At 71.1% G+C, this 21606-nt stretch carries 10 protein-coding genes; 7 read left to right on the top strand and 3 right to left on the bottom strand.

All coding sequences use genetic code 11. The annotated features are described in order from the left end of the window. Nucleotides 1-161: 161 nt before the first annotated feature. Genes KJS59_RS16160 through KJS59_RS16170 form a run of 3 tightly spaced genes read right to left on the bottom strand, consistent with a single transcriptional unit; the run spans nucleotide 162 to nucleotide 11892 of the window. The gene (locus tag KJS59_RS16160; RefSeq protein WP_213453720.1) at nucleotides 162-10565 is read right to left on the bottom strand and encodes a DUF6531 domain-containing protein; all 10404 of its coding nucleotides are present in this window, start codon (nucleotides 10563-10565) and stop codon (nucleotides 162-164) included. Between the two features lie 14 nt (nucleotides 10566-10579). Further along, nucleotides 10580-11479, bottom strand: a complete 900-nt coding sequence (locus tag KJS59_RS16165; protein WP_213453721.1) for a hypothetical protein — start codon at nucleotides 11477-11479, stop codon at nucleotides 10580-10582. Continuing rightward, nucleotides 11476-11892: a YbaB/EbfC family nucleoid-associated protein gene (locus KJS59_RS16170; protein WP_213453722.1), complete on the bottom strand. Its 417-nt coding sequence runs from the start codon at nucleotides 11890-11892 to the stop codon at nucleotides 11476-11478. Before KJS59_RS16170 ends, KJS59_RS16165 begins: the two co-directional genes overlap by 4 nt. Before the next feature lie 294 nt (nucleotides 11893-12186). On the opposite strand from KJS59_RS16170, the gene KJS59_RS16175 reads away from it, so the two are divergent. The 7 genes from KJS59_RS16175 to eccD all read left to right on the top strand — a co-directional run bounded on the left by KJS59_RS16175 (nucleotide 12187) and on the right by eccD (nucleotide 21601). After that, nucleotides 12187-12507 (top strand): WXG100 family type VII secretion target, encoded by a 321-nt coding sequence (locus tag KJS59_RS16175; RefSeq protein WP_213453723.1) that lies wholly within the window; start codon nucleotides 12187-12189, stop codon nucleotides 12505-12507. 40 nt (nucleotides 12508-12547) lie between these two features. Further along, a complete protein-coding gene (locus KJS59_RS16180; protein ID WP_213453724.1) occupies nucleotides 12548-12850 on the top strand; it encodes a WXG100 family type VII secretion target in 303 nt (100 codons plus the stop codon). A 79-nt stretch (nucleotides 12851-12929) separates the two neighbouring features. Beyond that, nucleotides 12930-13514, top strand: a complete 585-nt coding sequence (locus KJS59_RS16185) for a hypothetical protein (RefSeq protein WP_213453725.1) — start codon at nucleotides 12930-12932, stop codon at nucleotides 13512-13514. Nucleotides 13515-13571: 57 nt separating this feature from the next. Continuing rightward, nucleotides 13572-15827: a hypothetical protein gene (locus KJS59_RS16190; protein ID WP_213453726.1), complete on the top strand. Its 2256-nt coding sequence runs from the start codon at nucleotides 13572-13574 to the stop codon at nucleotides 15825-15827. Next, complete coding sequence (locus KJS59_RS16195; protein WP_213453746.1) at nucleotides 15820-16191, top strand: hypothetical protein; 372 nt, start codon at nucleotides 15820-15822, stop codon at nucleotides 16189-16191. Before KJS59_RS16190 ends, KJS59_RS16195 begins: the two co-directional genes overlap by 8 nt. Then, a complete protein-coding gene (eccCa, locus tag KJS59_RS16200) occupies nucleotides 16188-20195 on the top strand; it encodes a type VII secretion protein EccCa (RefSeq protein ID WP_213453727.1) in 4008 nt (1335 codons plus the stop codon). Before KJS59_RS16195 ends, eccCa begins: the two co-directional genes overlap by 4 nt. Further along, nucleotides 20192-21601 carry a type VII secretion integral membrane protein EccD gene (gene eccD, locus KJS59_RS16205; protein ID WP_213453728.1) on the top strand — a complete coding sequence of 470 codons (1410 nt, stop codon included), beginning with the start codon at nucleotides 20192-20194 and terminating at the stop codon, nucleotides 21599-21601. The genes eccCa and eccD overlap by 4 nt, the downstream gene beginning before the upstream one ends. Nucleotides 21602-21606 lie beyond the last annotated feature (5 nt).

Genomic DNA, 21606 nt, shown 5'->3' on the forward strand with positions numbered 1-21606 from the left:
CGGCGCGCGCTCGCCTCATCGGGGCCGGCTCAGGCGAACGGGTCCGGTGGCGGTGGCGGCTTCGACGCCCATGACGTCGTCCCTTCTGTCGATCTTCTCGGGTCATGGGGCGGTCCGCCCGACCATCGCGGCGGTCCGTCGATGGCCGGGCGGACGAGGGACTACCGCGTGGGCACCGGTGCTGCCTGCGGTTCCGGCAGGAAGCGGGCCGTGGCCGGGTCGTAGTAGCGGAACCGGTCGTACCGCAGACCCGTCTCGGCGTCGAGGTACCGGCCGCCGACGCGCAGCGGGATGGTGTCGGGATCGCCGGCGCGACCGCCGTCCAGGCTGACGACGTCCATCGGGCTGCCCGCCCCGTCGGTCACGATGGCCCGCACCTGGCCGTCGGCGATCTGGGCGACCGGGTGAGCCATCGCCGGGTGGTACTCCCACACGGTCGTCGTCACCCGGCCGCCGCGGGCGCGGTGGTGCTGCTCGACCAGCAGCTCACCGGACCAGACAAACTCGGTCTCCTCGAGCACCGCGCCCTTGACCCCGCGGCGCTGCTTGGCGATCCGTCGACCGAAGGCGTCGTACCGGTAGTGCCAACGGTCCCCGCCGGGTGTGGTGACCCCGACGAGCCGGTTCTCGGGGCCCCAGGTGAGCTGCCACTCGCCGGCCGCATCCGACCGGGTGACCGGGCGGCCCTGGACGTCGAGCGTGTACCGGATGTCGCCGCGCCCGCCGTCCGCGTCGATCTTCCGGTCGCCCTGCACGTCGTCGTGCACGGCGATCAGCCGGTCCGTCCGGTCATAGGTGTACCGGCGGTCGGTCACCCCGTCGATTCGCTGGGCGGTCAGGCGGCCCAGTTCGTCGAAGGTCTGCGCCACGGACAGGCCCGCGTCCGAGGTGCGGCTCACCTCGAACCCGCCGGCGTAACCGAACCGGACCTGTTGCCCGCCGGCCGCCAGCACCACCGGCCGGCCGGACTCGTCGTACGACCACTGCGTCACCGCACCGGACGGACGGGTCCGCAGGGTGACCGTGCCGAACCGCTCGCTGTACGAGGTAGACACCGTTCGCCCGTTCACCGTTTCGGAGACCACCCGGCCCTCGGTGTCGCGCTCCAGCCGGATTTCCGAGTCGCTGTCGCTGGCCCCGACGATCCGGCCAGCCGCGTCGTACACCAGCCGGGTCACGGCCGTGCCGGTCCGGCGTTCGACGACCCGGCCCAGCAGGTCGTAGGTGTAGGAGGTGGTTTCACCGGCCGGGTTGGTGTGCTCGGTGAGCTGCCCGGCGGTGTCGTAGGCGTACCGCTGGGTGCGGCCGGCGAAATCGGTCTCCTCGAGCATCCGGCCGGCCGCGTCGTACGTGTACCGCCAGGTCTCACCGGCCGGGTTGGTGATGGTGGTGAGACGCAGCTCGGTGTCGTACGTGTACTCGGTGCGGTTGCCCTCGTCGTCGACCTCCGCGGTCACCAGGTCGAACGCCCCGTACTCCCGGAGCGTCCGGCGGCCGGTGGCGTCGACCGACTCGACGAGGTTGCCCTCACCGTCGTACCCGAACTCCTCGACGCCGCCGTCCGGGTTCGCCCGCCAGGCCAGCTCGCCCTCGATCGTCCAGCCGAGCTCGGTGACGCCTCGGTCGTCCTCGATGACGACGGCACGGCCGAGGAGGTCGTACTCGTACCGGGTCTCGCCGTCGCCCGTCGTCACCGACGTGACCTGCCGTGCCGTGTTGCGGAGCACGACCGTCGGGCCGACCTGGATGGCCGTGCCGTTCTCGGTCGGCCGGTCGAACCGCACGACCTCGCCGGCCGCGTCGATCTCGGCGAGCACCCGGCCGTCGGCGTCGAATTCCCGGTTGCGGGTGCTGCCGTCGAAGTCCGTCCACGAGGTGGCCCGGCCGAGTTCGTCGTACGCGATCGTCGAACGGCTTCCGTCCGGCCGGGTAACCGTGGTCGGCCGCCCGTCGGCGTCGTACTCGTACGTCGTCGTGCGGCCCAGGGGGTCGGTCCGCGACCGCAGGCGGTACGCCTCGTCCCACTCGTTGCGCGTCGTCGCGCCGAGCGGGTCGGTCTCCGCGACCACCTGGAAGCGATCGTTGAGCTGGTAACCGCGCACCGCACCCAGCGAGTCGGTGACGACCGTCCGGCCCTCCTGGTAGTCGAACCGGTAGCGCAGGTAGCCGCCCTTGCCGTCCGTGCTGACGCAGCGGCCGGACTCGTCGTACGTGTAGGTGTACCACTCGCCGTTGCGGTCCTCCCACCGCACGATCCGCCCGTCGGCGTAGTCGAAGCGCTCGGGGTCGCCCGAGGAGTTGACCACCTCGACGAGGTTCAGGTCCCGGTCGTAGTCGAACTGGAACGCGGATTGCCGGTCGCCCGCCGGGTTCGGCAACCGCAACACCGTCACCAGACCGGCGGACGAGCCGAGTTCGACCGTCGCCCCGGTCGACGACCGGAGCACTGTCGGGGTGCCCTCGCCATCCCGGCGGATCGACCAGCGGACGCCGCCGTCCGTCACGTCGCTGAGCAACGATTCCGTCGGGCTCGCCGGATCGAAGAGCAGGCCGCGGCCCGACGCCGGGTCGGTGAGCAGCCAGCCACCGCCCACCAGGCGGCACAGCGGCAGTGCCCGGCCGACCTCGGGAAGCGCCACGTCGCCCTCGGCGGGCAGCGGGTAGGTGAGGATGGATCCGTCCGCGGCCAGGTAGCGAACCCGCTCGCCGTCGACGATGACGCGCTGGTCCAATGTCGAGGCCCAGGAGCGGCCGAAGGATCGGCCCCAGTGGTAGTCGGAACGGTGGGTCCGCTCCAGGGTGAGGCCCGGCAGCGTGAGGTCGGTCTCGGTGAGGATCATCCGGCCGGTGGTCACGTCGATCGGGTCACCGGCGCACGGCGTCTGATCCGTGGACTTCGCGACCGCCGCGGGCGACACGTCCCACAGCGACATGGTCGGAACTCGCGGCTCGGACAGCCAGATCAGTACCCGCCGCTTCTCCGCGTCGCTAACCAGTCGCGTGTTGGGGCGCTCGGACTGCCCGTCCCCCCGTGACGTGACGGAGACGTTCATGTCCTTGATGTTCAGTCCGTGCTTCCGCAACTCGTCCGCCAGCAGCGGCTGGAGCGCGGTCCACACTGCGTCGGCCCGCTCCTTGCCCATCGGCCCGGCGCCCGTTCCAATGCCCATGATGCGGGTTCCGCTGCCGCCGCCCTCGATCCGCAACCGGACGGCGGTCGACGCGGTTCGCGCCTGCGCGATGCGGTTGGCCAAACCTCGCAGCATCTGCTCCTGACCCGACTCCACCTGCACCCGGCCGGACCGCATCTGCACGTCACCCCGTACCGACTCGTGGCTCTGCCGCACCGCTGGCGCGACCGGGCCACCAGACGGCGGCGTAGCGGATGACCAGTTGGGCACCTTGAGCTGCGGTTCGGAGAGCCGGTCGGGGTCCTGCCCGCGCAGGCCCCGGACGTGGTTGTACGCGTCGCTGGCCGCCTGCACCAGCTCTTCGTAGCGCTGCTTGACCTGCGCTACCTCGGTCCCCAGCGAGTTGCCCGAGCCGTACGACCGCAACTCCACGATGAGCAGTGGCGGATCGAAGCTGTGGTTACCCGGCGTGCCGCCGTGATCCAACCGGAACTCCGTCCGGACGACCAACGCCCGGTCCTGGCTGATCCGCTGGGCGTTCGGGTCCAGGGCGCTGCTCAGGTAGTCGCCGATCGTGGCGTCCGCCGCGCCGGCGAGAGGATCGTCGAAGACCTCCGCGGTGATGCCCTTATCCGTCTCTCGGCGGTGATCGAGATACTTCTCCTTGATGGCCGTTTCGTTGCTCTGGAGGAAGTTCCGCACCGGTTCGGGCAACGACGCCCGGACGTCCGCGAGCGGGGTACGGGAAACCAGTGCGGCGTTGTTCTTGGCAAGATCCCCTATTCCCCTTCCTCTGGCCCGGGACACCTCGGCGTCCACCTGGGTGTACACGAGGGTCAGGTAGCCCACGAGGGAATCGCGATGCTCGCCGGCCGGCCAGCCCAGGCCATCGGCGAGATCCTCGGCGAACTTCCGCCCAGCCTGGATGCTCTGGCGCGCCTGGTCAACGAAGGTATTCGCCTCGACATGCGCCAGGAAGCGGGGCAGGCCGGCGATCGGGACGCCCACCGAGTAATGCATCATGAGGCGGCGCAGGTCGGGGGAAGCCTGGGGAATGACCCGCACGTCTTCGACGTCGTCATCGACCGTGTACTTGGGGCTGGGGAAGAGCTCTTTGAGGCTGCGCGACCGGCCCTCTGGGATGTGCTGAAGCCTGCGGAACACGTCGTAGAAGGCTTCGACGGTCTCCGCCGCCTGGCGCCGCGAAGAATCGGCGGCATCGCCGGGCAGGATCTTCATCGGCTTCGTGACGACCTCGGGTATCGTGTTCCCACCCGAGTGATCGATCACGATGTCGACGTAGTCGGACGTAACCAGCGGAAGATTCCGGAATATATCCTCGGTTTCCTTCGCGATCTGCAGTTTGTATTCGACTCCCTCGCCCTCCATGCCGAGGGCGCCGACCCGCTCGGGAGGGGTGCCGATCGTCGCCATCCGGTCCAGGCCGGTGATCTGGATGCCCTCGTGCATCGGCGAGAATCGCAGGTTCGACGGGTTTTCCGGCAGCCGGCCCACCGACCCGTCGTGCGCGTTGATGAACGCCGGCCCGCTATCCGACCGGACCACCAGGAACATGTGTCCGTCCCGCGAGTCCGGCGTCGTCACCCGCAGGAACCCCTGCGCCAGAACCGGCGCATCCGCCATCGCCCGCGCGACCGCGTCGTAGTCCGGCACATCCACGGTGCGGTGATCCGACAACCAGTCCAGCACCCGATCCAGCGACTCGGCGTTCACCGGCCCGCCCGGCAGGGCCGTCCGCTGGCCGTGCCCGGCGAAGACCTCGTACATCGCCAGCATCGAATCGACACAGTTCTGGAGGTAGTCCTCCTCACCCGCGTGCGGGTTCACCACCGGGAATTCCCTGCCCTTGGCGGTGAACTGCTCCTCGACCAACCGCTCCTTGGAGATGCCGATCCCGCCCGCAGCCGCGGCCATTGGCCGGCTGGCCGGGCCCCCGGTCCGCCCGAACTTGGCCCCACCCGGCACATTGCCGGTGCCCCTCCGGCGGGCGGCCCAGTCGCGCGCCCCGCGATCGCTCGTCCCATCCGTCCGCGGGCTCCGATCGGGGAGCGGCTGCATCTGTTGCTGGACGCTCGCCAGGGTTGGGCTCTGCGACGACGGGAGCTGCGCGAGCGGGGACTGCGATACCTGGCCGGCCTCGGAGTACCAGTTGGCGGCATGCTGCGCAGGGCTGGCGGGCGAGGTATTCGTCGGCTGGGGCGTGCCGTACAACGCCTCCGGCGACGGTGGGACCGCCCGGTTCGGGAGCTGGGTGGGCTGACCGTCCGGGGCGGAGGGTAGCGCCGGATTGCTGATGCCGCTGGGGTTCGACGACAGCGACGGCGCGGTCACCTTGCAACTGGTCAGGCCGAGCGGGTCCGCGACGGTGAGCGGGTCCCGCACGTACGCCGTGGGGTTCGGCCCACCGGAGAGGCCGAGCGGGTCAGGGCTGAGATAGCGAGCCGTGCTCGGGTCGTAGAAGCGGAACCGGTTGTAGTGCAGGCCGGTCTCGGCGTCGAAGTACTGCCCGGGGAAGCGCAGCGGGGTGGCGCCGGGGTCGGGGCTGTGCCCGCGCGGCTGGTGAGCCGCGGCCGCTTGATCGCTGGCACCGCGTCGCCGCGGCCGCTGGCCGCCCCACAGATCGCCGCGCGACCACCAGCTCAGCGCACCATCGGCCGCCACCAGGTGGGTCGGCGTGCCGATGAGGTCGGTGATCACGGCGTGCAGGGCGTCGCCGTCGGTCTGCGTCACCGGCGCCAAGTCGCCCGGCCGGTACTCCCACGAGGTCGTCGTGGTGGTGCCGGTGGTGTCGCGGTGGCTCTGCTCCACCATCAGGTCGCCGGCCCAGGCGAAGTGCACCTCCTCCAGCACCGTCCCGTCGTCGGTGAGGCGCTGCTTCGCGATCCGCCGGCCGAAGCCGTCGTAGCGGTACCGCCAGCGGTCCCCGCCCGGCGTGACGGCCTGGACCAGCCGGTCCCCGGCGTCCCAGGCGAAACGCCAGACGCCGGCCGGGTCGACCCGGGTGATCAGTCGACCCTTGTCGTCGTAGGAGAAGGTGGCCTCGTCCGACCGCACGAGCATGGTGCCGTCGAACTCCCAGCGCCCGCCGCCGGTCCCCACCAGGTTGCCAGCCGCGTCGTAGTCGTAGCGCTCGGTCTGCCCGTCACCGGTCGCCACCGCGCGGATCTGGCCCAACTCGTCGGCGTCGAAGGAGCGGTCGCCGGCCACCGGGTCGACGATCGCGGTGACCCGGTCGCTGGCGTCGTAGAAGAAGCCGTGCTCGGTGCTGCCGGCGATGTGTTGCGCGGCCAGTCGCCCGGCCGCGTCGAAGGTCTGGCGCAGCGCGACCACGCCGTCAACGGTCCGGCTGATCTCCCGTCCGGCCGCGTCGTGCTCGAAGCGCACCAGGTGGCGGCCGGTGGCCAGGCTCTCCGGCCGGCCGTGGGCGTCGAAGGTCCACCGGCTGAGCCGGCCCGACGGCGTCGTGTGCGCCTCGACCGTGCCCAGTTCGGCGTGGTACGACGTGCGGACCGTGCGGCCGTTGATCGTCTCGGCGACAACCCGGCCCCGCTCGTCACGCTCGAACCGCACCACCGCGTCGGGGGTCAGCGCCGCGACGATCCGGCCCTGCGCGTCGTACTCCAGCCGGGTGACGGTGTCGCCGACGCGGCGTTCGGTCACCCGCCCGAGCACGTCGTAGCCGTAGTGCGTGGTCTCGCCGGCCGGGTTCGTGTACGCGGTCAGCTGCCCCGCCGCGTCGTGGGTGTAGCGCTGGCCGCGGCCGTCGAAGTCGGTCTCCTCCGCCAGCCGGCCGCCCGCGTCGTAGCGGTAGCGCCACACCTGCCCGGCCGGGTTCGTCACCGTGGTCAGCCGCAATTCGGTGTCGTAGCCGAACTCGGTGCGGTTGCCCGCCTCGTCGATCCGCGCGAGCGGCAGATCGAAGGGCCCATATTCGAACCGCGCCGCCCGGCCCACTGCGTCGATGCTCTCCACCAGGTTCCCTTCTCCGTCGTAGTGCCATTGCCGCGTGGCGCCGTCTGGACCGACGCGCCAGGCGAGGTCGCCCTCGGCGGTCCAGCCGAACCGCGCGGTGGTTCCGTCCGGGTGCCGCACCGACCTGGCGCGCCCCAGACCATCAAGGTCAAATACCCGGTCGGGTACGCCTTCGGTCCGCTCTCCACTGACCGGCGTGACGCCGTTCTCGTCGTAGGCCACCGAGGTACGGCTGCCGTCGGGGCGCGTCAGGCCGACCGGCCGGCCCCGCTCGTCGTACGCGATCCGGGTGACCCGGCCGAGCGGGTCGGTCCGCGACAGCAGGCGGTTGGCCACGTCCCATTCCGTGCGCGTGATGCCGCCGAGCGGATCGACGACCGCGGCGACCTGACGGCGATCGTTGAGCTCGAACCGGTGGACGCCGCCCAGCGAGTCGGTCACGACCGTGACGCCCTCGCCGTACTCGAACGCGTACCGCAGGTGGCCGCCGTTCCCGCCGGCGAGCACACAGCGCCCCCATTCGTCGTAGGCGTACGTGTACCACTCGCCGTTTCGGTCCTCCCACCGGACGATCCGGCCCGCGTCGTCGTAGCGCAGCCGCACCGAATCACCGGAGGAGTTGCGCACCTCGACGAGGTTGCGCCGCTCGTCGTAGGCGAGGCCGGGCAGCTCGACCACGTCGTCCCCCGGATCGGCCGGCAGGAACCGGGCGCCGGTCACCAGGCCCTCGGCGCTCGTCAGTTCCACCACATCCCCGGAGGACGACACCAGCCGCGCGGGCATGCCGTCATCGGCCCGATCGACATGCCACCGGACGCCGGCGGACGCGACGTCGGCCAGCAGCGCCTCGCCCGCGTCCGGGCCCGGGGCGAACAGCAGCACGGCGTCGCGGTCGGTGAGCAGCCACCCGCCGCCGACCAGCCGCCGCAGCGGGACCGGGCGGCCGAGCAGCGGCCACGCCTCGTCACCCTCGGCGGGCATCGGGTACGTGAGAATGGAACCGTCGGCGGCCAGGAAGCGCGCGTGCCGGTCGTCGGCAACGATGCGCTGGTCCAGAGTGGACGCCCAGGTACGGCCGAACGAGCGGCCCCAGCGGTAGTCGGAGCGATGGGTCCGCTCCAGGGTGAGTCCCGGCAGGGTGGCGTCGGTCTCGGCGTAGATCATCCGGCCGGTGGTCACGTCGATCGGGTCAGCGACGCACGGCGTCTCCCGCGTCGATTTCGCGACCATGGCGGGGGGTACGTCCGACAGCGACAGGATTGGATCGGGCGGGCCGGTGAGAGCCGGCGAGTCGTCCCCGGGTTCCGGTCGTTGGTCGGGTGCCGGCTCAACGGCCGGTTCCGGCACCTGCGGTACCGGGAGCGACTGCGCCTCACTCCGGTCGATCTGCGCCGGTGTCGCGTGAATCAGGCGGTCCATCCAGTCCGGCGGCTCGGCCGCCTCCACCGGTTCGGGCCGCCGGTGTGGCTCTGGCTGGACCGTGTCGGCCGGTGCCGTCGTTGGCCGCCGCGACCGGGGTGCGGTGGCGGGCTCAGGCGCGTTCTGGGTGGCCGGGCTTGGTGCCGTTGCGGGCACGCCGCCCCCGAACCCTTCCGGCGCCGGGTCGGCCACGGCGGACACCTCGGTGCCCGGTGCGTGTACTGCGGGGCCGGGAATGACCGCCGCTTCCGGACCGACCGGAGGCGGCACGGCTAGCGTTGGCTGAACCGGAGGCGGCGAGCCCGCGGCTACCTGGCTTTCGACGGCCGCCCGTTCGACGACGGTGGACTGGGTCGTGGGCACCGTTGCCGGCGGGCCGGCTTCCGCCGGCCGCTCCCCCATTGGCGCTTGGGCGCCTGGTGAGTCGACCGCCCCGGCCGGCTGAGTTCCAGGCGCCGCCGGCTGGCTTATGGACGCCTGAGCCACGGGTGCCTGGCTGGTCGGACCCAGCGTGGTTGGGTCCGGAGTGGTCGGGTCCGGGGTGGCCGGATCCAGCGTGGCGGGGTCCAGGGTGGTCGGATCCAGCGTGGTCGGACCGAGCGTGGTCAGGCCCGGGGTGGTCGGACCCAGAGTGGTCGGACCGCTCGGGGCGGTGGGCTGGCCGGTCGACGGATTGATGGCCGGTTGACCCAGTGCGGGCGGGATCGCCGAAGGGAGGGACGACGTACCGGGTGCGCCACTGGGCGACCGGTCGACTGCCGAATGAACCGGGCCCGACGTCGAAGAGTCGAAGCCCGGCAGTCCGCCGGTCACCGGGGCCGGGGATGCCACGACGTTCATGCCGGTGGTGGCGCCGCCGGCCCGGCTGATTCCGCCCCCCGGCGTCGGCGCGAAAGCCTGCCCCGGCTGCTCACCACCAGCGCCCGGGACAGGCGCCGGCATGGTCCCCACAGCGCTGACCGGGGCCGGAGACGTGCTGGGGCCGGTGATGGGATCCGCTGCCGGATCGCGGCGGAGGTGGGTCGACCCGGCGCCCGAGCCTTGCGCGGTCGGGACGGGCGGACCCTCCGGCGAGCGCGGCGACGTGGGGCTGACGCCCGCCGTGCCGCCCGGGTCCGTGGCCGGCGGCGGGGGCAGCGCCTTCGTCTGGGGGTTCGTGAACTGGTGACCGAACTGGTCGGCATGGTGCTGGGCCATCCCGCCCAGGATGGCGGACGTGAAGGTGGCGAAGGGGTTGAAGCCGCCCCCGCCGGCCATCATGGTGAACATGCCCTCGAAGAAGGTCTCGCCGAGGCCGGACAGGCCCTCCCGGGAGAAGACGTTCTTGTTGAGGTTCGGGAAGAACTTGCCGCCGATCAGATGCAGGCCGGTGACGCCACCACCGATGAAGACGCCGCCGCCGAAGGACAGGGCGAGGTCGTTGTAGTCCAGGCCCTTGCGGTTTCCCTCCAGGATCTGGGTTACCTGGGCCGCGGCACCCTGCCACAGCTCCTCCAGGCCCTCGAAGAGCGCTCCCCCGGAGAGCCGCGCCAGGATGTCGTTCAGGCTGAGTTTCAGCAGGTCGATCAGGGTCTTGACGATCTCCTGCCCCATCGTGATCAGCCCGGGTACGGCCGCCGCGCCGAAGCCGGAGGCCAGGGCGATCGCTATCTCGACCACCTGCGTGAAGGCGGCGATGATCACGTTGTACTGAGCGGACTCCGCCTGGAGCGCGAATTCGTTCGCCGCACCGCCCAGCGCCGTGGAGATGTCGCCGCCGGCCGGCAGATTCTTGGTGATGTCGCCGCTGAACCGGTTGAACGCGTCCGCCGCGGGTCCGTTGAGGTGGTTGCTCACCGTACCGGCGAGGCTCGCCGTCAGGGCCATGCCGTTCAGGAGCGTGCTGGTGAACCCGTACAGTTCGTCGCCCATGGCGCGCAGGACCGCCGGATCGGCCTTCGGGAACTCCTCGCCGACCCCGTAGAGGATGAGGTCGTACGCCCACTGCCACTCGGGGTCGTTGGGAATGTGAAAGTCGGGCATGGCCAGCTCGCGACTCAGCGCCGGCCCAGGCCCAGGGCGGTGGGCGTGCCGTCGGGGGTGAAGCTGACGTACAGCGGCTGGTATCCCGGTGCGGTGGGATCGACATCCGTGTTCTCCTTGACCACGAACAGCAGGCCGTCGGCTTCGGGGGTGATCGGGTGGCCGTCGACCGTGGTCACCGTCAGCTGGCTGGCGGGCACGACGGAGTCGTACAGGTTGAGGTCGAGACGGGCCGTGCCGTCCGGAAACGTGCGGTACGACGCCAGGTGATAACCCTCGGCGAGCGGGACGCTGTTGACGCGCGCGGTGCGGTATTCGCGCTTCATCATGGCCGCCGAGGTGGCCGAGACGACCGGCCTGAGCCGCTGCGTCTGAAGGACCCGGGCCACCCTGAGGACGGTCGGTGCGCCCGGCGAGGACTCGGCTTCGGTCCTGATCCCCTGATCCATCGGCAGCAGCTTCTTGAACAGCCGCTTCTTGCCGTGCCGTTCGACCCGCAGCGTTTGGCCGTCCTCGTGCCGGCTCACCAGGTCGCCTTCCTCGATCCGGTGGCGGTGGAGGCTGCCCTGCCGCAGGTGTTCGTCAAGGTTGCCGGCCATCTTGTGGGCGACCTCCGTCGCCTCGTCGTCGGCCTTCCGGTACAGCCGGCCGCTTGAGCCCAGCCCTTCGGCGACGTAGTCGAGGGTGCCCTTGACCCCCTTGATCAGACCTTCCAGGTTGGCCAGTCCGGCCAGGAACTTTGCCGAGAACTGGGTCCCCATCTCGTCGTCTCCCCAGCTCTGGCCGTACCGCTCGCGGAGCACGGCCAACTGCCGGAGGTGGCTGTCATACAGCGCGGCGTGCTCGGCGTACGCGTCGCCGGCGGTCACCACGCCTTCGGGATCGACCCAGAGCCGGCCGCCGGGGTTGGTCATCGGACCGGCCGACCAATCCCGAGGATTTCGTGGACGCTGGCCGCCATGCGCGGCTCGGCGGGCAGGAAGGCATCCGTGCCGGCGGTGCCCCGCACCAGAGCCGCCGCGTCCACGCCCTCCGGCACGATCGGCGCCAGGATGGCCGTGGCCTGCTCCATGGCCTGTTCCTTCGCCTCGGCGTAGGTTTCCATGATCACGCCGGTGAGGTCGGCCGGGGTCAGGCGCTTGTACGCGCCGGTGGGAAACCGGATGTCGGTGATGACCCCGTTCTGCCCGACGGTCACGGTGACCTCGCGGCGGGGCGAGGTGGCCGAGGCCGAGATCTCGCGCATTTTCTGCTGTAGCTCGGTCAGGCGGTTGCGCTGCCGCTGGTACTCCCCGAACAGCGACTCGATGCGTTCGTTGAAGTTCACGGCGGGCACCCTCCACTTCGGATCGGGCGAAGCCGCGCTGGGCGACCAGCGAAGCCGGTTTGGGATTGGGCAGTGACGCTGGCCCGAGTGAAGCCGGGGCGGCGGGGTGGACTGAAGCTCCAGGACCGGTTTCGGGTAAGAACGGGCAGCCGGTCTTCCCTTGTGTCCGGCGGTGCGGCGCACCCCCGGGGAAGATCGGGCAATCAGCCCGGGCGTTTGGACATCACCGTTTCCGGATCCTCCACGCGGGTCGGAGACTCACTTCGAGACCGACATCAGGAGAGGAGCATCGCGGTGACCATGCCAAGGGTGCAGACCGCCGACGAGGGTATGCAGCGTGCCGCCCAGGAGTTCTCCAGCCGGGCGACGGAGTTCACCAGCCACCTGCAGAGCGTGAACGCGCACATGGCCATGCTGCAGGCCAGTTGGACCGGTACCGCCGCACAGAGTTTCAACCAGGCGATGGACAGCTGGGAGGCGGCCTTCCAGAAGGTCATCAACGAGCTCGTCACCATGCTCGACATCATGGGCGTGACCACGAAGGGCTATACCCAGGCCGAGGACGAGGCGGCGGGGACGGCGCAGTCGTTCGTCAGCGCGCTCCCCGGCGTCTGACGCGTCCGCACCCTATCGAACCGCGCAGAGAGGCCGCGACATGTCCAACTACACGTTCGATTTCCAGCAGGCCGACGCCACGTTGTACGACATGAACCAGATCAATACCCGGATCCAGACCGCGCTCGCCGACATGGAGCGCGGCGTCGAGACCAGCCTCGCGGACTGGACCGGCGCCGCCCAGCAGCAGTACTGGGTCTCGAAGGCCGCCTGGAACGAGTCGGCGCAGCAGATGTCCGCGTACCTCGAGCAGGCCCGGTTGACCCTGTTGCAGATCTCGGACAACTACGGCACCACCGAGCAACGGCACGCCCAGATCTGGAACGACGTTCGCGGCGGCTGAGCCGGCGTCAGGGCCGGCCACGACCGGCCCGCACAACCCTCGGGTACGAGACGGGCGCGAGGAATGGAGGTAGGTGGGCATGGGCATTCCCGAAGAGTACGTAAAAGACAGGTTGAACCAGATCGAGCAGCAGAAGAAAGACACTCTCGGGAAGGTCAAGTGGGAGGATTTTGACAGAAACACCGAGTATATCGAGCGGCCGGGGTCGCACTTCGAGCCGCCGTCGGGAATGCAGGAGTACGGCGGGGTTAACAACAAGAATCACGAGCTCGCCGTGAGTGTTGAGGCGCTGGAGTACTTCGCTCGCCAGATCGAGCAGATCCTCGACAAGGACATGCTGCAAGCAGCCAGGCGGAGCCTGGCCACCTTCGTCATGCGTCCGGGCAAGTTCGCGAAGGCCGAGGTGCTCCGCCAGAAGATCGCCGGGGTCAAGGCGGATGATACGGGGCTGCGGGGCGACAGTATGAAGCTGTTGCAGGCGGTGCACGACGCGCTGTACCAGATCAAGAAGAACCTCCGCGAGCTGATCACGAATTACGACAGCACCGAGGAGTTCAACAAACTGACCACCGCGCAGTTGGACGAGGTGATGGGCGCCGCCTGGGGCAAGATCGGCAGCCTCGGTCATTACGGCCAGACCGAGGGCTCGATCTCCGGTGGCTGACTATTTCGCGAGCACTCGTCGGCAGATCCCAGTCGTACCGGGTAAAGAGGTTCGCACATGAGCCAGCCTGATGAGGATGCCTGGAAGGATCCGGTAGAGAAGAATGCCACCTTCCCACCCATCACTGTGGATACGAGTGACCTCTACGACTACGTGCGGTGGGCCGGCGAGGATCGGGGCTGGCGCAAGCTGCTCGCCGCCGTCACCGGCGGTGCGGCGGTCGGCACGATCGAAGGCATGGAACTGGCGCAGGGTCGCGTCAGCCCCGCCTCGGTGATGGAGGCCGGCGCGGCTTTCCAGCGCGCGTACGAGACGTTGAGCTGGCTGGAGATATTCGTCCGGGATTACTCCAAGGCGATCGCCGGTCCGGACCGGGCGTGGCAGGGTGACGCCGCCGACGCGTTCATCCGCAAAATGGAGACCTTCTCCGACTGGCTCGGTAAGCAGGCCGAACGGATCGCCGGCGGGGAGGGTTCGGACGGGGCGAATTCCCTACCGAACCAGCTGTACCACAGCGGTAACGTCCTGGCCTGGGCGCAGCAGACGATGCACAGCATCGATACCCAGTTCGCGGCGCTGTCGTACGCGGAGGACCCGGCCCGCAAGGGCATCGACGGCAACATCGCCATCTCCGGCACGTGGCTGGAGAAGCCCATGGCGATGCGAATGCAGCTCGTCGTCGGGGCCGTCGCGGACCAGTACACGATGACCTACGACAAGGTGGAGGCGCCGCCGGAGCACACCCCGCCGATCACCACGCCCTCACCGCCGTCGCTGACCACACCCCCCAAGCCGTCAGTCACGACGCCGCCGTTGACCACGCCACCCGGCATCACCCCGCCGCAGCTGTCCGTCACGGCGCCGCCCCCCATGCCGACCCCGAGAATCACACCCCTCGCCACCCCGGCCCTGCCGGGTCCCCCGAACGTGACACCGCCGGCCTTCTCCCCCGGTCCCGCAGGTAACGCCCCGGGCTTCAGTCCGCCGCCGGCCTTCAGTGGTGCGCCGATCGGCGGCGGTCCGGGTGGCGGCGTACCGAATATCTCGCTGCCCCCATTCCCCGAGGCCGGTGGCCTGCCCGGCGGTGGCCTGCCCGGGTTCGAGTCCCAAGGTCCGGGCGGCGGCGCCGGTGGCGGGGCGTTCATCCCGCCGCGGCTTCCGCCGCCTCCCAGCGGTGGCAACGCGGCTGGCGGCGGCCAGAACCGGTCGACCGCCGGCCACATTGAGCCAGTCGCCCTGCCGGCGCCCGGCGCCGGTGGTGGCTTTGGCGCCGGCGCGACCACACCCGGTCTGCCTGGGTCGGGTCTGGGTCTTCCGGCCGGGGGAATTCCCGGCCTGGGCGGCGGCGGTATGCCGTTTGCGCCGGGCGGGGCCGGCGGTGGTGCACCCGGTGGTTCGGGTGCTGGTGTTCCGGAGCCGCCGGATGCCAACGGGTTGCTGGGTGGCGAGCAGGACGAGTGGGCGCCGGCCGGGTCCGATGGTGTGGATCCGCCGCAGGGTGGGGCGTTGCCGGGCGGCACCGGACTCGGCATGCCGGGTGGTTCGCCGGTTGGCGGCATGCCGTTTGCGCCGGGCGGGGCCGGCGGCGGTGCGCCCGGTGGACCCGGTGCGAGCGCCCCTGACCCGCCCGACGCCAATGGTCTGGTCATCGGCGGTGCCGAGGACTGGCAGTCCGGTGGGGCGGACGGCAGCGGCGACCCGGATGCGCCGTACGGCGTCCCCGCCGGCGGCATCGGCTTGGACGAGCCGCTGCCCGAGTCGACCGATGGCCGCCAGCCCGATGGCGGCGAGCCGGACGGCATCCGGCTGGCCGACGACCCGTCGCCCCCGGTGGCACCCCTCGCCGGCTCGGCCTACGGGGTCTCCGTACCCGGGATTGATCCGGACGCGCCGCAGCCGCTCACGGCGCCGCCCGCAGACGCGCCGCCCGCAGACGCGCCGCCCGCAGACGCGCCGCAGCCGCTCACGGTAGCCGCAGGCGCACCGCCGCTCGCGGTGGCGGCGGTCGTGCCGGGTCGGCCGGCGAACGACGCCGGGGAGGGTGCGGACGCGCGGCGTTCGGAGTCCGCCGAGCTGCTGGCGGAGGAGGTCGAGACCTGGTCCGCAGGCGCCGCCGGGGGCGAGTCGGCGGCGGGCGACGACCGCGTGCCGGTGGTCCGGCCCAGCGACGGCGATGACGACATGGCCGGCTGGGACGACATCGCCGGTTCCTGGTGGCTCAGCGATGAGCACGAACCGCACGACCAGCCGAACGGCGACCAACAGGGCGGCGACCAACAGGGCGACCGGCAAGGGAGGCTGACCGATGCCTGAGAACGCGGAGCGGCCGATCCCGGGCCGGCCGGTATGGCGGCGCCCGCCGAACGCCGGCCGGACCGCGGACAGCGACATCGTCCCGGTCTGTAGCGGCGTCGTGGTCAGCGCCGAGCAGGAGGACGAGCGGACGCGGGAGCCGCACCGCCGGGCGGGGCAGGACCCGGAGGCCGAGCGCGAAGCCGCTGAGGCGCGGGAGGCCGCCCGGCATCCGTCGCACCACCGCCAGCCGTCGCCGGACGAGAAGGAGGATGCGGACGCGGCCGCCGAGCGGTGGCGCAACGACCGGTACGCGGTGAAGCTGCTTCGCCAGGACGACTCCGTCTGGGCGGGCGGGGACGCGGCCCCGGGGACGCTCGGATGAGCACGGTCACCATCAAGCGACCGCCCCGCGCCGCCGGGCCGGAGGCCCCCGGCGGTGCGGGGGAGCTTCAGGAACCACCGCTGATGGCGGAGGAGGCGCCGCTCGATTTCCGGTCGTTCGCGATGATCGCACCGATGGGCCTCGGCATGGGCGCGATGCTGGCCATGTTCGGGCTCTACAGCCGGGCACCGATCATGTATGTGATGGGTGGCGCGATGGGTGGCGGCATGCTGCTCATGGGGGCCATGCAGATCGGCCGGGCCGCCTCGGAGCGCAAGCGCAAGATGCGCGGTGAGCGCCGCGACTTTCTCCGGTACATCGCGCAGCTACGCAGGCAGGCCCGGCGGGCCGCGGACGAGCAGCGGCAGTTCGTGCTCTGGAACAATCCGCAGCCGGAGTGGCTGTGGTCGGTCGCGATGAGCAGCCGGTTGTGGGAACGCCGGCCCAGCCACGAGGACTTCGGCCGGGTCCGGATCGGGCTCGGCCGGCAGAACGCGATGCTGCGTTTCACGCCCCCGACGACCAAGCCGATCGAGGATCTGGAGCCGCTGGCGTCGATCTCGCTGCGCCGCTTCTCCGAGGCGTACCGGACCGTCTCCGGCATCCCGACGGCGGTGGGGCTGCGCAGCTTCACCAGCATCGAGTTCGAGGGCGCGGCCGATTCCGCCATCGACCTGGCCCGGGCGATGGTCGCGCAGTTGGTGACCTTCCACGGCCCCGACGAGCTGCGGGTCGCCGTGGTCGCGGCCGAGGTGCACCGCGACCCGTGGGAGTGGATCAAATGGCTGCCGCACAACGCGCACCCGACGGCGCTCGACGCGGCCGGCCCGGTACGCCTGTTCGCCGACAGCCACGACGAGCTGATGGAGCTGCTCGGCCTCACCGTCTCCGACCGGGGCGACCACGACCGGGCCGCCGTACCGTCCACCACCGAGCCGCTGATCGTCATCATCGCCCACCTGGTCGATCTGCCGGAGAGTTCGCGGCTGCTCGGCGCGGGACTGCGCAATGTCGTGCTGCTGGACCTCACCGGTGCGATGCCGGGTGGCCCGAAGGTACTGCGCCTGACCGTCGAGGGCGACGAGGTGCGGTACCCGGCCGGCGACACGGTCGGGTCGGCGGTACCCGACCGGCTCACCGGCATCCAGGCGACGGCGCTGGCCCGGATCATCGCGCCGAAGCGGACCAGCGGCGTCCTCGATGTCGTCGACGAACCCCTGGAAAACAGCTTCGAGCTCACCACACTGCTGGGCATCCGCGACGCGTACACGTTCGACGTGGCGGCGCTGCACCGGACCAGGACCGCGCAACGGAACCGGCTCACCGTCCCGATCGGGGTCACCGAGGACGGTGAGGTCATCGAGCTGGATCTCAAGGAGTCGGCGCAGGGCGGCATGGGACCGCACGGCCTGGTCATCGGCGCCACCGGCTCCGGCAAGAGTGAGTTGCTCCGTACGCTGGTGATGGCGCTGGCCGCCACGCACTCCTCGGAGATCCTGAACCTGGTGCTGGTCGACTTCAAGGGCGGCGCCACGTTCCTGGGCATGGAGAAGCTGCCCCACACCTCGGCGGTCATCACGAACCTCGCGGACGAGTTGCCGCTGGTCGACCGGATGCAGGACGCGCTCAACGGCGAGCTGACCCGGCGCCAGGAGTTGCTGCGCGCCAGCGGGTACCCGTCGCTGTTCGACTACGAAAAGGCGCGGGCGGCCGGCGCGCAGCTCGTGCCGTTCCCGGTGCTGCTCATCGTGGTGGACGAGTTCAGCGAGCTGCTCTCCAGCAAGAGCGAGTTCATGGACCTGTTCGTGTCGATCGGGCGGCTGGGGCGCAGCCTCGGCGTACACCTGCTGCTCGCGTCCCAGCGTTTGGACGAGGGCCGGATCAACCGCGTCGAGGGGCACCTGTCGTACCGGGTCGCGCTGCGCACGTTCTCCTCGATGGAGTCGCGGTCGGTCATCGGCGTGGGTAAGGCGTACGAGCTGCCGCCGGAGCCCGGTAACGGCTACCTGAGGGTCGATACGACCAACCTGCTGCGGTTCAAGGCCGCGTACGTCTCGGGGCCGTACACCGGCTCCAGGCCGACCGGCGGCGGCGAAGATGACGACGCGATGGACGCCAGTGAGGTCGTTCCATTCACCACCCGGCAGGTCGCGCTCCGCCGCGACCCGGCCCGGAGCCGCCCGGTCGAGCTGCCGCCGGATTCCGGGCCGGAGCCGGCGAACGCGGCTGGGCCGAGCCTGGTCGAGGTGCTGTTCGATCGGCTGGCGGGCTCCGGCCCGCCGGCCCGTCAGGTTTGGCTGCCACCGCTGTCCACCCCGCCGACGCTCGACTCGCTGCTGCCCAGCGTGATCCCGGACCCGGTACGCGGCATGACCGTCGAGGATCCGGGCGGCCAGGGCCGGCTGCGGGTACCGATCGGCGTCGTCGACCGGCCCGCCGAACAGCTGCGTGAGCTGCTCGTCGTGGACCTCGCGGGGGCGGAGGGGCACGTGGGGATCGCGGGGGCGCCGCAGAGTGGCAAGTCCACGCTGCTGCGGTCGCTGATTCTCGGCCTGGCCCTGACCAACACGCCGGCTGAGGCGCAGTTCTACGGCCTCGACTTCGGTGGTGGTGGCCTCGCGTCGCTCGGCGGTCTGCCGCACGTCGGCTCGATCGCCACGCGCCTGGAGCGCGACCGGGTGGTGCGGACCATCGAGGAGATCCGGCAGGTGATGGAGCGCCGGGAGACCGAGTTCGCCAACCGTGGCCTGGACTCGATGAGCGCCTACCTGGCCGCCCGGGCACGCGGGGAGATCGAGGACCCGTTCGGCCATGTCTTCCTGGTCGTCGACGGCTGGTACACGATGAAGCAGGACTTCCAGGACCTGGACGCGAAGTTCCAGGAGATCGCCGCGCGGGGCCTGTCCTTCGGCGTGCACGTCATCGTCTCGGCGACCCGGTGGTCGGAGCTGCGGACCTGGCTGCGGGATCTGCTGGGTACCCGGCTGGAGCTGCGGCTGGGCGACTCGATGGAGTCCGACGTCGGCTCCCGCAGGGCCGCGACCGTACCGAACCAGCCCGGCCGCGGTCTGACCAGCGAGGGCCTGCACTTCCTGGGCGCACTGCCGCGGATGGACGGTGACGCGCGGACCGACGACCTGGCGGAGGCGACCAAGTCCGTCACCGAGGAGCTCAACACGTTCTGGCCGGGCCCGGCCGCCCCGGCGGTCCGGATGCTCCCCGCGTACCTGCTGGCCGACCAGCTTCCGGAGCCGGAACCGGAGTGCAGGGTCTGCCTGGGCCAGGACGAGCAGCGCCTCGCCCCGGTCTGGCACGACTTCATGGCCACCCCACACCTGCTGGTCTTCGGGGACAACGAGACCGGCAAGTCCAACGCGCTGCGGCTGGTGCTGCGGGCCATCGCCGGCCGGTACGGCCCGGAACAGGCGAAGGTCGTCCTCGGTGACAGCCGGCGTGACCTGGACACCGCCATCCCGGCCGAGTACCAGGTGGGCTTCGCCTTTACCGGGGACCAGATGTTCGAGCTCGCCGGACAGACCTCGGTCTCGATGAGTCGGCGGCTGCCCGGCGCGGAGATCTCCTCCGAGCGGATGCGCCGGCGCGACTGGTGGGCGGGCCCGGAGCTGTTCGTCATCGTGGACGACTACGACCTGATGACGAAGGGCATCGGCGGCGGTTCGACGCTGGAGCCGCTGCTGCCGCTGCTCGCCCAGGCTATCTACATCGGACTGCACGTGGTCGTCGCGCGCAGCACCTCGGGCGCGATGCGGGCGATGATGGACCCGGTCATCCGCCGGATGTGGGAGCTCGGTACCCCGGCGACGCTGCTGTCGTACCCGAAGGAAGAGGGCCGGTTTCTCGGCGAGGCGGCACCGCGCCGGTTGCCGCCCGGTCGGGCCCAGCTCGTCACCCGCCGTGGGGTGCGGCTGATGCAGACCGGCTACGTCGCGAACGGGCCCGCGAACGCCATGACCGCCGGCTCGGGAAGGAGGGCCGACTCGTGACTGCCGCGGGCAACGGCGTGCTGTGCCGCATCACCGTGATCGGGCCGGACCGGAAGGTGGATCTGGCGGTCCCGTCGGCGACCCCGGTGGCGAACCTGCTGCCGGTGCTGCTGCACCACACCACCGCGGGTGGGCGGCGCCCCGACGGCGACCTGCCGGAGGGCGCCTGGGTGCTACAGCGGCTCGGGCAGGCGCCGTTCGAGCTGACCGGTACGCCGGAGAGCCTCGACTGGCTCGAGGGCGAGGAACTGTACCTTCGGGTGGCCGAGGACCCGCTGCCCGAACTGGACTTCGACGACATCGCCGAGGGCGTCGCCACGGTGGTCAACCGCCGGGACGACCGCTGGCGGCCCGAGTACCGCCGGATCCTGTTCCTGATCCTGTCGGTCGTCGGCATGGGGGCGATCGCCACCGTCCTGGTCGGTCACGGCCCGGCGCCGGAGCGAGTGATCATCGCGGCCACGCTGGCCACCGCCTTTTTGACCGCGGCTCTGCTGGCGGCGCGGCGGCTGACCGACGACGCGCTCGTGGTGGTCTTCGGGGTCGGATCGGCGGCGTTCGCGGCGCTGGCCTGGTCCAGCGCGGTGGGTGGTGACCCGGCGCGGATCGCGCTCACCGGGTCCGCCGTGCTGCTCGGCTCGGTCGCCGTGCTCTGCGTGGTGGCGGTACTGCTGCTGGCCCGGCGCACGGTGGCTCCCCGGATCCCGTTCGCGCCGTTCCTGGTGCTCGGCGTGACCGCCCTCCTGGCGATCGGCGTCCTGCTGCTGCGGATCGGCTCGGGCTGGACGCCCGAGCAGACCTGCGCCGTGGCCGCCGGCCTGGTGTTCGCGCTGATCGTGGCCGCGCCCCGGGGCGCGGTCAAACTCTCCGGGCTGCGGGGTCCGCAACTGCCCAAGACGGGCGAGGACATGTCGTACGACATCGAACCCGCCCCGTCGGACGAACTGAAGGCGCGTACCGATGACGCGGAGACGTACCTCAGCGCCGTCATGCTCGCCTCGGGGATCGTGCTGCCGGTGCTCTTCCGGTTCGTCATGGCGGTGCCGGGCTGGGCGGGGTGGACCCTCGTGTTCGTGCTCGCGAGCGCGATCCTGTTGCGGGCCCGTGCCCTCTTCGGCGTCTGGTCGCGGACCAGCCTCACGGTCGCCGGCACGGCCGGCTACCTCCTGGTGGTCGGGCGGCTCTCCGACACGCTGCCGCCGGCCTGGCGGTACGCGCTGCTCGGCGGCCTGCTGGCGCTGCTGCCCCCGCTGATGCTCGCCGCGTTGCGCCCGTGGCCCCGGCGGCTGCTGCCGTTCTGGGAGTACGCGGCGAGATTTTTCGATGTGGTGACCGGGTTGGCCATGCTGCCGGTGCTGGCCTGGATTGTCGGGCTCTACGCCTGGGCCCGCGGGTTGTTCGGGTAGGCCGC

This window comes from Rhizomonospora bruguierae, from assembly GCF_018397995.1.
Lineage (GTDB): Bacteria > Actinomycetota > Actinomycetes > Mycobacteriales > Micromonosporaceae > Rhizomonospora > Rhizomonospora bruguierae.